We start from the raw sequence: 14938 nt of genomic DNA, 5'->3' as shown, positions 1-14938 counted from the left end.
CCATGTTGCAACTTGAGGTTTTTGTTATGGTGTCGCCGGGGCGGTGCTTCCGGGATGGGACGGCTGCGCGGCCCGCCATGATAAGGAGGGTCGAATGCTGAAAGAATTCCAGGAATTCATTTCCAAGGGCAATGTGATGGACTTGGCCGTCGGCGTCATCATCGGCGCTGCCTTCGGCAAGATCGTCGATTCCCTGGTCAACGACATCATCATGCCCATCGTCGGAGCGATCTTCGGCGGCTTGGACTTCAACAACTACTTCTTTGGGCTTTCCTCGGCCGTCAACGCCGCCTCGCTGGCGGAGGCCAAAAAGCAAGGTGCTGTTTTTGCCTATGGCAGCTTCATCACCGTGGTGCTGAATTTCATCATCCTAGCCTTCATCATCTTCCTCATGGTCAAGGCCGTGAACAACATGCGCAGGCGCCTGGAAAGGGAAAAGCCCGCGCCAGCGGCCGCGCCACCGCCGGCCGATGTGCAGCTTTTGACCGAAATCCGCGATCTGCTGGCCAGGCGATAGACGAATAGGGTTCTTCTGGACCAAAACCCCGGTCGTTCGCGGCCGGGGTTTTCTGTTTTCGCATCTGGTAAACAGCACCTCCGAACGCCCCGAGACAATGGACCTGCCCATGACCTTGATCCAGACCCTGCGCCCCGAGGCCCTGGCCGCGCCTGAAAGCGGTATCGTCGCCGTCGTCAACTATGGCAGATTGCGCGAAGGCCTGATCCCGCTTTGGGCCGGCGAGGGCGACCTGCCGACGCCGTCCTTCATCACCGATGCGGCGTCGAAGGCGCTGGCCGGCGGTGAGACGTTCTACACCTGGCAGAGGGGCATTCCCGATCTCAGGCAGGCGCTGGCACGCTACTACGAAAGGCACTTCGCCAAGGCCTTCGCCGAGGAGCAATTCATCGTTACCGGCTCCGGCATGCATGCCATCCAGCTGGCGCTCGATGCGCTTGCGGGAGCCGGCGACGAGGTGATCTACCTGTCGCCCGCCTGGCCGAATTTCGACGCCGCCGCCGCCATCGCGGGTGCCGTGCCGGTGCCGGTAACGCTCGACCATTCCGGAAATGGCTGGTCATGCGACGTCGAGAAGATCGCGGCGGCGGTTACACCGCGCACGAAGGCATTGTTCATCAACACGCCGTCCAATCCGACCGGCTGGACCGCCGACCATGAGACCTTGCGGGCGATCCTCGATCTCGCCCGCGCCAAGGGCCTGTGGATCATCGCCGACGAGATCTATTCGCTGTTCCACTATGGTCACGGCCGCGCGCCGTCCTTCCTCGACATCGCGGAGGCGGAAGACCGCATCCTGTTCGTCAACAGTTTCTCCAAGAACTGGGCGATGACCGGCTGGCGCGTCGGCTGGATCAAGACGCATCCAAGCCTGCAGCAGGTGTTCGAGAACCTGATCCAGTATTCGAACTCGGGCGTCGCCCAGTTCATGCAGCGCGGCGCGGTCGCGGCGCTCGACGAGGGCGATGCCTTCGTCGCCGAACAGGTGGAGCGGGCGAGGCAAGCGCGCGACCTGGTCTGCGGCATTCTGGGCGAAACCGGCAAGGCGCGCTTCACCGTCCCGCAGGGCGCCTTCTACCTGTTCTTCACCGTCGACGGCATCACGGACTCGCGGGCAGCGGCTTTCGAAATCGTCGACAAGGCCAATGTCGGCCTGGCGCCCGGCACCGCCTTCGGCCCCGGTGGCGGAGCGTTCCTGCGGCTGTGCTTCCACCGACGCCTCGACCAGCTCGAGGATGCGGCAAACCGGCTGGCAAGGTGGATGAAGACTGTCTGAACTCTGACGAAGCCCGAATTGAAAGCCGCGTCAGCTGGCCGTCGGAGTAGAGTTTCAAACGGGCTTCAGCCGCCCGACTTGGGCACCAGCAGTGGAATGATGCGGTCGCTCTTGGTCACTGAGGGCCGTCCCGCCGAACCGTAGGGGATGCCAAGCGCGTCCCAGGTTTCGACCAGCGCGTCCTGCAGTTCGGCGATCAGCGCGTCGGAATGGAACGGCGTCGGCGTGATACGCAGCCGTTCGGTACCGCGTGGCACCGTCGGATAGTTGATCGGCTGGATGTAGATGCCGTGGACGCCGAGCAGGCGGTCGCTCGCCATCTTGCAGAGTTCAGGATCGCCAACCAGCACCGGCACGATATGTGTCGGCGACTCCATCACCGGCAGACCGGCCGCCGACAGGATCTGCTTGGTTCGGCTCGCCTGCTGCTGCTGGGCGTCGCGCTCGGCCTGCGAGCGCTTCAGGTGACGGATCGAGGTGGTGGCCGCCGCGGCGATCGCCGGCGGCAGCGCCGTGGTGAAGATGAAGCCCGGCGCGTAGGAGCGCACCGCGTCGATGACGGCGCTGGTGCCGGTGATGTAACCGCCCAGCGTGCCGAACGCCTTGGCCAGCGTGCCTTCGATGATGTCGATGCGGTCGGCCAGGCCTTCGCGCTCGGTGATGCCGCCGCCGCGCGGTCCGTACATGCCGACGGCATGGACCTCGTCGATATAGGTCATGGCGTTGTAGCGTTCGGCAAGTTCGACGATCTCCTTGATCGGCGCGATGTCGCCATCCATCGAATAGACGCTTTCGAAGACGATCAGCTTGGCGCGTTCGCGCCCCGCGGTCTGCAGCAGGCTTTCCAGATGCGCGACGTCATTGTGGCGGAAGATCTTTTTCTCGGCGCCCGAGCGCCGCACGCCTTCGATCATCGAGGCATGGTTCAGCTCGTCCGAGATGATCAGGCAATTGGGCAAAAGCCGCGCTATGGTCGAGATCGAGGCCTCGTTGGAGACGAAACCGGAGGTGAAGACGAGTGCCGCCTCCTTGCCATGCAGGTCGGCAAGCTCATGCTCGAGCTCGACCAGCGGGTTGGACGTGCCGGAAATGTTGCGGGTGCCACCGGCGCCCGAACCCATCTTGCCGGCCGCGTCCTGGAACGCGGCGATCACGTCAGGATGCTGGCCCATGCCGAGATAGTCGTTGGAGCACCAGACGGTGATTTCCTCGGCGCGGCCGTTGGAACGCCAGATGGCGCGCGGAAACTTGCCCGCGATACGCTCCAGGTCGGCGAAGACGCGGTAGCGACGCTCGGCATGGAGCTGATCGATCGCTTCCTCGAAAAACCGCTGATAGTTCATGTCGACTTCCCAATTTTGCGCGGCATCATAATCATTGGCCTTTTGGCCGTCCACCGGGCCATTTTGGTCAAAATGCCACGCCCCACACCTGTTCCTAACGTTGACGGATCGTGGCCTATTCCGCTTCACGACACGCTCAGTGGATCACTTTTGTTTCCGCACGATGCCACATCAAGTGAACGCCGGTTACCTCTCGTTCTAATGGTCATGCGCCGGGCTTTCCAGTAAGGCGGTTGTTGAGACAGTTTCCGATAAATCTTGGGTAAGCGAGGACTTGGGATGACGGTTTTGGTGACAGGCGGCGCCGGCTATATCGGCAGCCATATGGTCTGGGAATTGCTGGATGCAGGCGAAAGCGTGGTCGTTCTCGACCGCCTTTCCACCGGCTTCGAATGGGCAGTGGCGCCGGAGGCAAAGCTGATTGTCGGCGATGTCTCCGACAAGGAATTGGTCGGCGGGATCATCCGGGACAATCATGTCGACGCCATCATCCATTTCGCCGGCTCCATCGTGGTGCCGGAATCGGTAGCCGATCCGCTCGCCTACTACGAGAACAACACCTCGAAGACCCGCACGCTGATCGAAACAGCGGTCCGCGAAGGCGTGCCGAATTTCATCTTCTCCTCGACAGCCGCCGTCTATGGCGGCGCCGGGCTGGAGCCGGTGCGCGAGGATGCCCGCCTGGCGCCGGAATCGCCCTATGGCCTGTCCAAGCTGATGAGCGAGTGGATGCTGCGCGACGCGGCCCTTGCGCACGACATCCGCTACACGGCGCTGCGCTATTTCAACGTCGCCGGCGCCGACCCGAAGGGCCGCACCGGCCAGTCCACTCCGGGCGCCACCCATCTGATCAAGGTCGCCTGCGAGACCGCGCTCGGCAAGCGACCCTTCATGCAGGTCTTCGGTACCGACTATCCGACGCCGGACGGCACCTGCATGCGCGACTATATCCACGTCAGCGATCTGGCCGCCGCGCATCGCCTGGCTTTGCAGCGGCTGCGCGCCGGGGGCGCCAGCCTCGTCGCCAATTGCGGCTACAGCCACGGTTATTCGGTGCTCGAGGTGATCGAAAGCGTGCGGCGTGCCTTCGGCCATGATTTCGAGGTCAGGATGGGCGACCGGCGTCCCGGGGATGCCGCGGCGGTGGTTGCGAATTCCGATCTCGCCCGGTCCGAACTGGGCTGGACCCCGCAACGCGACGATCTCGACCAGATCGTCAACGACGCGCTGTCCTGGGAACGCATCCTGACCAGCAAGAACTCCGCGCGGGGCTGAGCGCGCTTTCCCCAGGGGCTCACAAGCCCAGGGCTCGCAAGGCGCGCGGCGACGCGCTATGCAAGTGTTCGCGACACAGCGTGGAGGCGCGGTGCCGCAATGAGCTTTGGGGGATGGCATGAAGATAACGGTGCTTGGTGCCGGCGTCGTCGGTACGGCGGCAGCCTACTATCTGGCCGCCGACGGCCACGAGGTCACCGTGATCGAGCGTCATGCGGCGCCGGCGCGAGGCACCAGCCAGTCGAATGCCGGGCTGGTGTCTCCAGGTGACGCCACCGCCTGGGCCTCGCCCGCGGCACTCAAGACGTTCCTGCGCGGGCTCTACAATCATGATCTCGGCATCAAGGTGCGGCTGCGCTTCGATCCCTATTTCCTCGCCTGGAGCCTGCGCTTCCTTCGCCAGTGCACGGTGGCCCGCCTGCGGGCAAACAGCCAGGTCAAGCTGCGGCTGGCGCTCTATTCGCGCGACTGCATCAACGCCATATCCGCCGATACCGGCATCCACTATGACGAGCGCAAGAAGGGCATCCTCTACTTCTTCCGCTCGCAGCACAGTCTCGACACCGGCACCGACAATTACCGCTATCTGGCCGAGCATGGCCTGCCCATCGAGATCGTCGGCCGCGACCGGCTGGTCGAGCTTGAACCAGGTCTTGCCGGGGTGAAGGAAAAGATCGCCGGCGGTGTCTACTCGCCGATCGACCAGACCGGTGATTCCCGGCAGTTCGTGGAAAACCTCGCTGCCTATGCCGCCGAAAAGCTCGGCGTGAGATTCGTTTATGGGACGACGGTCGAGGGCCTCGACATCGAAGGCGACCGGGTGCGCGCCGTGATGACCTCGTCCGGACCGGTCGCCGGCGATGCGGTGGTCATATCGATGGGGCCGGAGAGCGGCCTGCTCGGCCGGCGCTACGGCATCGACCTGCCGGTCTATCCGGTGAAGGGCTATACCGCGACGATTCCGCTGGAGGATGAGAGCAAAGGCCCGACCATGGGCGGCGCCGACGAGGATCAGCTGATGGCCTATTCGCGCCTCGGCAATCGATTGCGGTTGGCTTCGACCGCCGAATTCACCGGCTTCGACCGCACCCACAAACCCAGCGACTTCGCCACCATGTTCAGAACCGGCAAGGACCTGTTCCCCGGTGCTTTCGACGAGAAGAAGGCCGAGCTATGGGCAGGTTTGCGGCCGATGATGCCGAACTCGGTGCCGGTCATCGGCCAGGCGAAATACCGCAACCTTTACCTCGACACCGGCCACGGCCATGTCGGCTGGACCATGGCGTGCGGCTCGGGAAAATTTCTCGCCGACCTCATCGCCGGCCGCAGCCCGGAGATCGACCCGCAAGGCCTGGTCTACAGGGGATAGGATGTCGGGACCGCAAGTCGCCATCGACCTCGGCCGTATCGAGCGCAACGCACGCACCATTGTTGACCGCTGCGCATTGTCCGGCATCAAGGTGTTCGGCGTCACCAAGGGTACTTGCGGCATGCCGCAGGTGGCGCGCGCCATGCTGCGCGGCGGCGTCTCCGGGATCGCCGAGTCGCGTTTCGAAAACATCCGCCGGCTGCGCGACAGCGGTATCAGCGCGCCGATCATGCTGTTGCGCAGCCCGCCGATGGCGCGCGTCGAGGAGGTGGTGCGCACCGTCGATGTCAGCCTGCAGTCGGAGCTGACGATCATCCGCGAGATCTCGCGCATCGCCGAGCGTATGGGCCGCGTCCACGACATCATGCTGATGATCGATCTCGGCGACCTCCGCGAAGGCATCTGGCCGAACGACCTCATCCCCACGGTCGAGCGGATTCTCGACATGAAGGGCGTACGCATCGCCGGCATCGGCACCAATCTCGGTTGCTTTGGCGCCATCATGCCGACGGAGGAAAATCTCGGCCAGCTCGTCGCTCATGCCTACAAGACCGAACGCCTGTCCGGGAAAAGCCTGGACTTCATCTCCGGCGGCGCGTCGTCATCCCTGCCGCTGCTGCTTGAAGGCAAATTGCCGGCCGGCATCAACAATTTGCGCATCGGCGAGGCGATCCTGCAGGGCGGTGTCGAGACCTTCCGCGATGTGCCATGGGCCGAACTCGAACCCGATGCCTGCCGGCTGACCAGCGACGTCATCGAGGTCAAGCTCAAGCCGTCGCGGCCGATCGGCACCTCCGGCTACGATGCCTTCGGCAACCAGCCGGTCTTTCCCGACGAAGGCGACAGGTTGCGTGCCATCGCCAATATCGGCCGCGAGGATGTGCTGGTCGAGGGGCTGATCCCGATCGCCAAGGGGATAAGGGTGCTCGGCGCCTCGAGTGACCATCTGCTGCTCGATGTGCAGGATGCCGACCCGCCGCTCGCCGTTGGTGACCGCGTCGCCTTCCGCATGAGCTACGGCGCCATGCTTCTGGCGATGACCTCGGAATATGTCGAAAAAGCACCGATGCACGATGTCGCGGATTTCTCCGGCCGCAAGATGGTGTCGATCTCGGCCGAAGCGGAAGCGGCTCGCATCCTCGCGCGCGAAGCAACCGGCGCCCGGCTGGAGGCGATGAATTTCGACGTCGTCGAACTGGCCGATGTCGATCGGCCGCCCTCGGGCCTGATCCGGTTCGCCGCGGGCGCCGATCGTCGCATCGCGCACAAGGCGCTGACCGCAACGGCCCGCGCGACCCACTCCTTCGGCCTGATCTGGATCGATTCCATCGCCGCGCTGATGCCGGAGGACGAAGATGGCATCGACTTGCCGGAAGTGTCGGTACTGGCGCGCTCGCTTGGCCTCGACCACAAGCCGGGCGCGCTGCAGCCGCAGCTGTCGCCGGAAAACGTCGTCGTCATCGGACTGCGCCATGCCGACCCGGCGGAAGTGCGGGTGTTGAAGGATTCGCGCGTCTCGGCCTTCACGATGACCGATATCGACGCCATGGGCATGCGCGACCTGATGCACGAGGCAATCCGCATCGCCACCTCGGGCACGCAAGGGTTTCATGTCAGCTATTCGCCCACTGCGACCGAATTCGCCGGCTGGGCGGCTGGCTCCGGCGGCCTCACCGTGCGCGAGACGCATCAGGCGATGGAGGCGATAGCGCTTTCCGGCGGGCTGCTGTCGATGGATGTCTCCGGCCTGAGTACCGATCTGGAGCCCAGGATCGGTAGCGACACGGTCAACTTCGTCATGTCGGCCTTCGGTAAGCGAATTCTCTGATCAGCCAATAGCCTCGACGGCTGCTCGCCACGCGCTGATATATTCCGCCCAGGCCGGATCGGCCGGCGGCTCCAGTGTTTGACCTTTGCCATGCGCCGCGCGCTGGTCCGATGCAAGCAGGGCGGCCCCGATGCTGGTGCCGGTAGCGGCTTCCGATGCGATGACGGCGCGGCCAGTGCTCGCGGCGAGCATCCGCGTGAACAATTGATTGCGCGCGAAAGGCCCCTCGACGGTCGTCGGGCCATCGCCGCCGACGAGGTCGAGGCAGGTCGCCGTCATCAGCGCCAGATAGAAGGAGATGGCGGCAAAGCGCTGGCCGGGTGGGATCGCCTCGCCCTTGCGCCAGGCGGCGGTGTGATGCGGAAACGGCCCCGAGCCTTGCTGGATCGAAGGCAAAAGCAACGTCTTGCGCGCCAGCACCGCGGCGACATCGCTGTCGCTCCAGCTCTGCGCCGAGCCCTCGGTCAGCAGCGAGAATTCGCGGCCGCCCATGAACCGCGCAGAGGGCACGGGGTTGCCGAGCGCATTGACATTGACCAGCGTATCCCTTGCCGGATCGAGCGCTACCGTCTTGCCGCCGACCGCCATCGACACCACCCAGGTGCCGGTCGAGACCACGCAGAAGGGCGGCGCATCTGACAGGAGATGCGGCAGCAGCGAGGCGTTGGAATCGTGTAGGCCGCAAAAGACCGGGGTTTGTGGATCGAGCCCGGTCCGCTCCGCAAGCGCGGGCAGGATCGAGCCAAGCCGGTCCCTGGCCGGCCGTACGGGAGCCATCAGCTCGCGCCAGCCCAGGCGATCGACCAGCGCCGAAAAATCCCCCGCCCAGGGGTTCCACAAATCGGTGTGGCAGCCGAGCGAGGTGACCTCGTTGGCGGCCACGCCGGTCAGGCGCCGCACCCAGTATTGCGGGTACATCAGCATCGCGGCGGCCCTGGCGAACTCCGTCGGGAAACTTTGCTGCTGCCAGAAGAATTGCGCGCCGAGATTGAGGCCGAGCGGCAGGCGCGGCGTGCCGGTCTCGGAGAAGGGCGGGCGGATCGCGTCATAGTCGGACGCCAGTTCATCGGGCCCATCGTATTCATAATCGAGGACAGGCAGCACCAGCTCGCCCGTGGCATCGACCAGCACGCCGGTCGCGCCATGCGTGGTGATCGAAACTGCGTCGATGCGCTGTTCGCGATTGAGGTCGGCAAGACTGTCGAGGATGAACGCCCACAGCGCGTCGACATCGTGATGCGGGTAGGGCGCTTGTCGCACCGGCGCGTTCGCCACCCGGCGCAGCTTCACCTCGCTCAATGTGGCGAGATCGACCAGCGCCACCTTGGCGTTGGTCTTGCCGATGTCGATGACGGCGATATGGCGGACCGCGCTCATTCCATATGGAACATCATTTCCAGCGGCACCGCCACCGGCTCGTTATCCGGTTTCGTCTCCATGATGTCGGCCATTTCAGCCCACCAGCGCTGCATCACCGGATGCTTCGGCAGATCGTCCATGCCGTGGCCATCGCGCCGCCACAGCACGCCGAACAGGATGTTCGTCTCCTCGTCGAGATGGATGGAGTAGTCGGAGACGCCGGCCTGCTTCAGCAACGCGACCAGCGACGGCCAGATTTCATCGTGGCGCTTTTTGTACTCGGCCTTCATGCCGGGTTTGAGCATCATCTTGAATGCGTATTTCTCGGGCATCAGGCCAGGCGTCCCCCGCGCAGCCGCCGCCAGACGATCGGCAGCGCTATGACGGTGATCAGCAGCAGGCCGATGAAGATCGACATGACGATGCCGGGCACGTTGAGCAGGCCGAGCCCGAAGGTCACCAGCCCCATGATCAGGGCGGCAAGCACCACGCCGACGATGCTGCCGGCGCCGCCGAGGATGCTGACGCCGCCGAGCACCACCATGGTGATGACCTCCAGCTCATAGCCCTGCGCGATCGACGGACGCGTCGAGCCGAGCCGCGACGTGATCAGCACGGAGGCGATGCCCGACATCAGGCCGGTCAGGCAAAACAGGATGAATTTTATGCGGCCGACGCGCACGCCGGAAAACTGCGCCGCGACCGGATTGTTGCCGATCGCGAAGACCCGGCGGCCGAAACTCGTGCGGTGCAGCAGGAACCAGTAGACCACCGCGGCGATGAGGAAGAGCACCAGTTCGAACGACACCACCCACCAGACATAACCCTGGCCGAAGAAGGCGAAGCTTTCGGGATAGCCCTTGTAGGCCTGGTCGCCGAGAGTGATGAAGGCGATGCCGCGAAACAGGCTCATCGTGCCGATGGTGACGACGATGGAAGGCAAGCCGAGGCGCGTGACCAGCAGTCCGTTGAAGGCGCCGCAGCCGAGCCCGACGACGATGCCGATCAGGACAAGCACTGGCGTGCCGGCGCCGGCCTGCACCGCCATGCCCATCATGGTCGAGGCGAGCGCGATGATGGCGGCCACCGACAGGTCGATCTCGCCGGAAATAATCAGTAGCGCCATGGCGAACGCGATCAGGCCCTTCTCTGTGAAATTGAAGGTGAGATCGGACAGCGAATACGGATCGAGGAAATAGGGTGAGGCGAAACTGTTGATGGCAAAGATGGCGATGGCCACCAAGACCAGCAGCGCTTCCCAGGAAAAGATCGCCGAAGAGAGCGGCTTGTCGAGCCGGTCGGGAATGTGGCGAGGGGCAAAGACGTCGGTCATGTCACCGCTTCCACCTTCTTGAGAATGATGCGGCCCTGCTGGCGTTCGCCGCGCGCGTTGAGCACGACCGCCAGGATGATGGCGCTGCCCGAAATCGCCATCTGCCAGAAGGGCGAGATGTTGATGACCGGCAAAGCGTTGGAGATGATGCCGAGGAATAGCGCGCCGAGCACGGCGCCGCCGACCGAGCCGATGCCGCCGGCGATCGAGATGCCGCCGATGACGCAGGCGGCGATGATGTTCAACTCGTAGCCGTTGGCGACCTCGACCGAGGCGATCACATAGCGCGAGATCCAGAGATAACCGCAGAGGCCACCGGTCATCCCGGAGATGCAGAAGACGATGAATTTGGTCCGCCCGACATCGATGCCGGTATAGACGGATGCCGTCGGATTGACGCCGATGGCATAGATCGAGCGGCCGAGCGCGGTGCGCGTCATCAGCACGAAGAACAGCGCGATCACCAGGATAGCGATCCAGGACAGAACCGGAATGCCGAGGAAAGCAGCGCGCTGGAAGCCGATGAACTCCGGGCTCATCCTGTCGGCATTGACCCAGGCGCCGCCGGACAGGACGAAAGTGGCGCCGCGATAGATGGTGAGCGTGCCCAGCGTCACCACGATCGAGGGGATGTTCAGACGCCACACCAAAAGGCCGTTGATGGCGCCGAGCGCCAGCCCGACTGCAAGCGCGATGACGATCAGCAGCGGGATCGGGATCGCCGGGTGCGCGGCGTTCAGCATCGCCACCGCCATGCCGGTGAAGCAGAGGTTCGACGCCATCGACAGGTCGATCGAGCGCGTCAGGATGACGACCATCTGGCCGAGCGCCAGGATCATCAGGATCGAGGTGTCGTTGAACACCTGGCGCAGATTGCCGGGGTCGGCAAAGGCGGGGAAGCGCGTCGAGATCAGCCCGATCAAAACGACGATGGCCGCGAGCAGCCAGATTTCGCGGTATTTGAGGAAAGCTTTCATGCCGCGATCCCTGCTGCTGTCCTGACCAGCGTCTCGGCATCCAGTCCCTTGTTGTCGTAGACCGCCGCGACAAGGCCCTCGCGCATGACGACGACGCGATCGGACATGCCGAGAATTTCAGGCAGTTCGGACGACACCATGATCACCGACAGGCCCTGCGCCACCAGTTCGGCCATGAAGCTGTGCACGGCGGCCTTGGAGCCGATGTCGATGCCCTTGGTCGGCTCGTCCAGGATGATCACCTTGGGCGACGTCGCCAGCCATTTGGCGATGACCACCTTCTGCTGGTTGCCGCCCGATAGCGTGCCGACATCCTGGCTGAGCGAGGAGGCCCTGAGGTCGAGCCGTTCCGTGTAGGAACGGGCCAGCGAAAACTCCTCCGCCAGCCGCAGCATGCCTGATTTGGAGGTGCGGGCGAGCGATGGCAGCGAAACATTCTGGAAGATCGGCAGGCCGATAACCACGCCCTGCTTGCCGCGTTCTTCCGGGACGTAGACGATGCCGGCCTCGATCGAATCCGCGGCCGATTTCGGCGCGATCGCCTTGCCATCCAGCGTGATCGTGCCGGCGCTTATGCGGGTAATGCCTGAAATCGCCTGCATCACCTCGCTGCGCCCGGCGCCGACCAGGCCATAGAAGCCAAGAATCTCGCCCTTGTGCAGTTCGAAGCCGATATCCCTGAACTCGGTCGGATGCGACAGGCCGGAAACGGAAAGCACCGGCGCGCCGATCTCGGCCTTGCGCTGCGGAAAGATGTGGTCGACCGAACGGCCGACCATCATGCGCACGATCTGGCTCTGGCCGGCATCCCTGATCAGGCCCTCGCCGACCATCTCGCCGTCGCGGAACACCGTGTAGCGGTCGGCAATGCGATAGATCTCGTCGAACTTGTGGCTGATGAACAAGATCGCCTTGCCCTGCTCCTTGAGGAATTCGATCAAAAGGAAAAGTTCCTCGATCTCCTTCATCGAAAGGGCTGCGGTCGGCTCGTCCATGATGACGATCCGGGAGTCGATCGACATGGCGCGCGCGACGGCGACGAGATGCTTGTTGGCGATGCCGAGATCCCTGAGCCGCGCATCGGCATCGATATGACCGGCATGCATGGTGTCGAGCACTTCGCGCGCATTCTTGCGCATCGTGCGCCAGTCGATGGTGCCGAAGCGCGTGCGCGGCGCATGGCCGAGGAAGATGTTTTCGGCGACGCTGAGATCATCGAACAGCACGGTTTCCTGATGGATGGCGGTGACGCCACGGCCGAAGGCGGCGTGCGCGCTGGGTAGCGCGACGGCCTGGCCGTCGATGCTGATCGTGCCGGCATCGGGCTGGTAGATGCCGGTCATGATCTTGACCAGCGTCGACTTGCCGGCGCCGTTCTCGCCGATCAGCGCGGTCACCTGGCCGGGATAGAGCGACAGGCTGACATTGTGCAGGGCACGGACGCCGGGAAAGCTCTTGGAGATGCCGGACAGCGCCAGGCGCGGAGCGGGGGCCGGAAGCCGCTCGTTGGTCTCGCTATGTTGGGCCGTCGTGTCCATATCCGTATCAAGCCCTGAAACTAGGTTCGTTTGAAGTCGCGGCGGGATGTGAGTCCCGCCGCGCCAACTTGAAAGGCTCCGAGATCAATAGATCTTGGAGAACTTCTCGATATTGCTCTTGTCGAACTGGAAGGGCGGAGCCATCGCGGCCGAGTTGGTGTCGTCGAGCGTCACCTTGCCGACGCGGCCGATCGACAGCGTCGCACCCGGCTTGGCCTCTTCCTTCTTCACCGCGAGGTCGTGGGCGAGGTAGACGGCGGAGTAGCCGAGGTCGATCGGGTTCCACAGCGCAACCGCCTGGCTGGCGCCGTTGTCGATGAACTTCTTGAACTCGGACGGCAGCGCCAGACCGGTGACGTTGACCTTGCCGATCAGGTTCTCGTCGGTGACGACCTGGGCGGCGGCGACGACGCCGACGGTGGTCGGCGCGATGATCGCCTTGAGGTTCGGATAGGACTTCAACAGGCCCTTGGCCTCGTCGGTGCTCTTGGCCGAATCGTCATCGCCATAGACTGTGGCGACGAGCTTGATCTTGGGGAACTTCTCCGGCAGCACCTTCTTGGCCGCTTCGATCCAGGAATTCTGGTTGGTCGCGGTCGAGGAAGCCGACAGGATGGCGACATCGCCGCCTTCCGGCAGATAGTCGGCGGCGAGCTTGATGATGGTCTCGCCGATCAGGCCGGTGTCGGACGGATTGAGGTGAAGCTGACGGCCTTCCTTGGCGACGCCCGAATCCCAGGAGATGACGGTGATGCCGCGTTCCATCGCCTTCTTCAGCACCGGCACCAGCGCGTCGGCGTCATTCGCGGAAATCGCGATGGCGTTGACCTTCTGCGCGATCAGCGAATTGACCACTTCGATCTGCGCCTCGGCGGTCGCCTTGGTCGGGCCGGTGTAGATGATGTCGACGTCGCCGAGTTCCTTAGCCGCCTCTTGCGCGCCCTTGTTGGCGGCATCGAAGAAGCCGTTGCCGAGGGACTTCACCACCAGCGCGATCTTGACGTTTTCCGCGTAGGCGGCATTCACGAACATGGCGGCCGAGAAGGCCGCCGTCACCATCAGTTTCTTCAAGAAGCTCATCGAATTTCCTCCCTTGAGCGTTGCATTCCATCGCCGCTGCGGGCGTGAGGTGTCTCAGGCCTGCAGTGAAGATTCTTCTTTTGTCGACTTGCGGGCGACGATCAACGTCACCCCCGCGGCTTCCAGCATCTTTGCCTCGCGGTCCTCGATGCCGTCGTCGGTGATGACGGTGGCAATGCGCGAAAGACCGCACAGGATCAGGCTGGAGCGTTTGCGGAATTTCGAGGAATCGACCAGCACCACCAACTCGTCGGCCTGGTCGATCAGCTTCTGCTCCGCCTGGATCAGCAGTGGATCGCCTTCCATCAGGCCGAGCGGCCCCAGTCCCTGAGCGCCCATGAACATGCGGCGTGCGTAGAAATTGCGCGTCACGTCATTGTCGAAGGGCGACAGGATGATGTTCTGCTCGCGATAGATGGTGCCGCCCGACAGCATGACCGTGTTCTTGGAGTGCTTGAGCAGGTGCTCGGCGATCGGGAACGAATTGGTGAAGATCGGCATGCGGAGGCCGGTCAGGAAATGCACCATCTGGAAGGTGGTGGTACCGCCATTGATGATGATCGGCTCGCCGTCCTTGCACAACTCGACCGCTTCACGAGCGATCGCCCGCTTCTGCGCCGCGTTGAGCGTTTCGTTGACGGAGAAGGGCCGGCCGGCCAGCCCGATGAACTGCGGCGGCGATATTGCTTCAGCACCGCCGCGCACACGGCGCAGGCGCTTTTGGACATGGAGAGCCGCGATGTCGCGCCGGATCGTCGCCTCGGACGATTCCGTCAGGTCGACCATTTCCTGCACCGTCACCACAGGTTTTTCCTGGACGGCGGACAGAATGATCCTGTGGCGCTCTTTTTCGTGCATGGTTCCTCCCTGCCTGAGCATCTAGGCACCCAAACCGAGCAGTGTCAATCATTTCCGATCATATAATTTCATTGTGCAGTGCAATATGATTGATATTGATCGTTTGTGATTGACAAGCTCGCCTCTTGCGTAGACATTCCCGAGCGAAAAAGGAGCGCATGGTGCGCGCTCCAAAGGGAGGATTA

General features: G+C 63.6%; 13 protein-coding genes. 5 read left to right on the top strand and 8 right to left on the bottom strand.

The genetic code is table 11. The features are described from left to right. Window positions 1-94 precede the first annotated feature (94 nt). Both mscL and FJ950_RS01315 read left to right on the top strand, forming a co-directional pair. Window positions 95-517, top strand: coding sequence for a large conductance mechanosensitive channel protein MscL (mscL, locus tag FJ950_RS01320; RefSeq protein WP_140614727.1), 423 nt, complete (start codon window positions 95-97; stop codon window positions 515-517). A 109-nt stretch (window positions 518-626) separates the two neighbouring features. After that, a complete protein-coding gene (locus FJ950_RS01315; protein ID WP_140614726.1) occupies window positions 627-1793 on the top strand; it encodes a pyridoxal phosphate-dependent aminotransferase in 1167 nt (388 codons plus the stop codon). A gap of 65 nt (window positions 1794-1858) precedes the next feature. Here FJ950_RS01315 and hemA read toward each other — a convergent pair whose 3' ends face one another. Then, a complete protein-coding gene (hemA, locus tag FJ950_RS01310; RefSeq protein ID WP_140614725.1) occupies window positions 1859-3136 on the bottom strand; it encodes a 5-aminolevulinate synthase in 1278 nt (425 codons plus the stop codon). Window positions 3137-3415: 279 nt separating this feature from the next. Between hemA and galE the strand changes: the two genes are divergently transcribed. The 3 genes from galE (at window position 3416) to FJ950_RS01295 (ending at window position 7608) form a co-directional block, all read left to right on the top strand. Beyond that, window positions 3416-4411, top strand: coding sequence for a UDP-glucose 4-epimerase GalE (gene galE, locus FJ950_RS01305; RefSeq protein WP_140614724.1), 996 nt, complete (start codon window positions 3416-3418; stop codon window positions 4409-4411). A gap of 118 nt (window positions 4412-4529) precedes the next feature. Continuing rightward, complete coding sequence (locus FJ950_RS01300; protein WP_140614723.1) at window positions 4530-5780, top strand: D-amino acid dehydrogenase; 1251 nt, start codon at window positions 4530-4532, stop codon at window positions 5778-5780. 1 nt (window position 5781) lies between these two features. Continuing rightward, window positions 5782-7608 carry an alanine racemase gene (locus FJ950_RS01295; protein WP_140614722.1) on the top strand — a complete coding sequence of 609 codons (1827 nt, stop codon included), beginning with the start codon at window positions 5782-5784 and terminating at the stop codon, window positions 7606-7608. Here FJ950_RS01295 and FJ950_RS01290 read toward each other — a convergent pair whose 3' ends face one another. The 7 genes from FJ950_RS01290 to FJ950_RS01260 form a co-directional block, all read right to left on the bottom strand. Further along, a complete protein-coding gene (locus tag FJ950_RS01290) occupies window positions 7609-8985 on the bottom strand; it encodes an FGGY-family carbohydrate kinase (protein ID WP_140614721.1) in 1377 nt (458 codons plus the stop codon). Continuing rightward, window positions 8982-9299 carry an L-rhamnose mutarotase gene (gene rhaM, locus FJ950_RS01285; RefSeq protein WP_140614720.1) on the bottom strand — a complete coding sequence of 106 codons (318 nt, stop codon included), beginning with the start codon at window positions 9297-9299 and terminating at the stop codon, window positions 8982-8984. Before rhaM ends, FJ950_RS01290 begins: the two co-directional genes overlap by 4 nt. Further along, window positions 9299-10300, bottom strand: coding sequence for an ABC transporter permease (locus FJ950_RS01280; protein WP_140614719.1), 1002 nt, complete (start codon window positions 10298-10300; stop codon window positions 9299-9301). Before FJ950_RS01280 ends, rhaM begins: the two co-directional genes overlap by 1 nt. Further along, window positions 10297-11277, bottom strand: a complete 981-nt coding sequence (locus FJ950_RS01275) for an ABC transporter permease (RefSeq protein ID WP_140614718.1) — start codon at window positions 11275-11277, stop codon at window positions 10297-10299. Before FJ950_RS01275 ends, FJ950_RS01280 begins: the two co-directional genes overlap by 4 nt. Further along, entirely contained in the window at window positions 11274-12815 is a 1542-nt protein-coding gene (locus FJ950_RS01270) for a sugar ABC transporter ATP-binding protein (protein ID WP_140614717.1), read from the bottom strand. Before FJ950_RS01270 ends, FJ950_RS01275 begins: the two co-directional genes overlap by 4 nt. An 84-nt stretch (window positions 12816-12899) precedes the next feature. Continuing rightward, entirely contained in the window at window positions 12900-13895 is a 996-nt protein-coding gene (gene rhaS, locus FJ950_RS01265) for a rhamnose ABC transporter substrate-binding protein (protein WP_015319234.1), read from the bottom strand. A gap of 54 nt (window positions 13896-13949) precedes the next feature. Continuing rightward, entirely contained in the window at window positions 13950-14753 is an 804-nt protein-coding gene (locus FJ950_RS01260; RefSeq protein WP_140614716.1) for a DeoR/GlpR family DNA-binding transcription regulator, read from the bottom strand. Window positions 14754-14938: the final 185 nt, after the last annotated feature.

Origin of the sequence: Mesorhizobium sp. B2-3-14 (assembly GCF_006442175.1) — a bacterium.
In the GTDB taxonomy this organism is placed as follows: domain Bacteria; phylum Pseudomonadota; class Alphaproteobacteria; order Rhizobiales; family Rhizobiaceae; genus Mesorhizobium; species Mesorhizobium australicum.
This window is presented reverse-complemented; position numbering and strand designations above follow the sequence as displayed.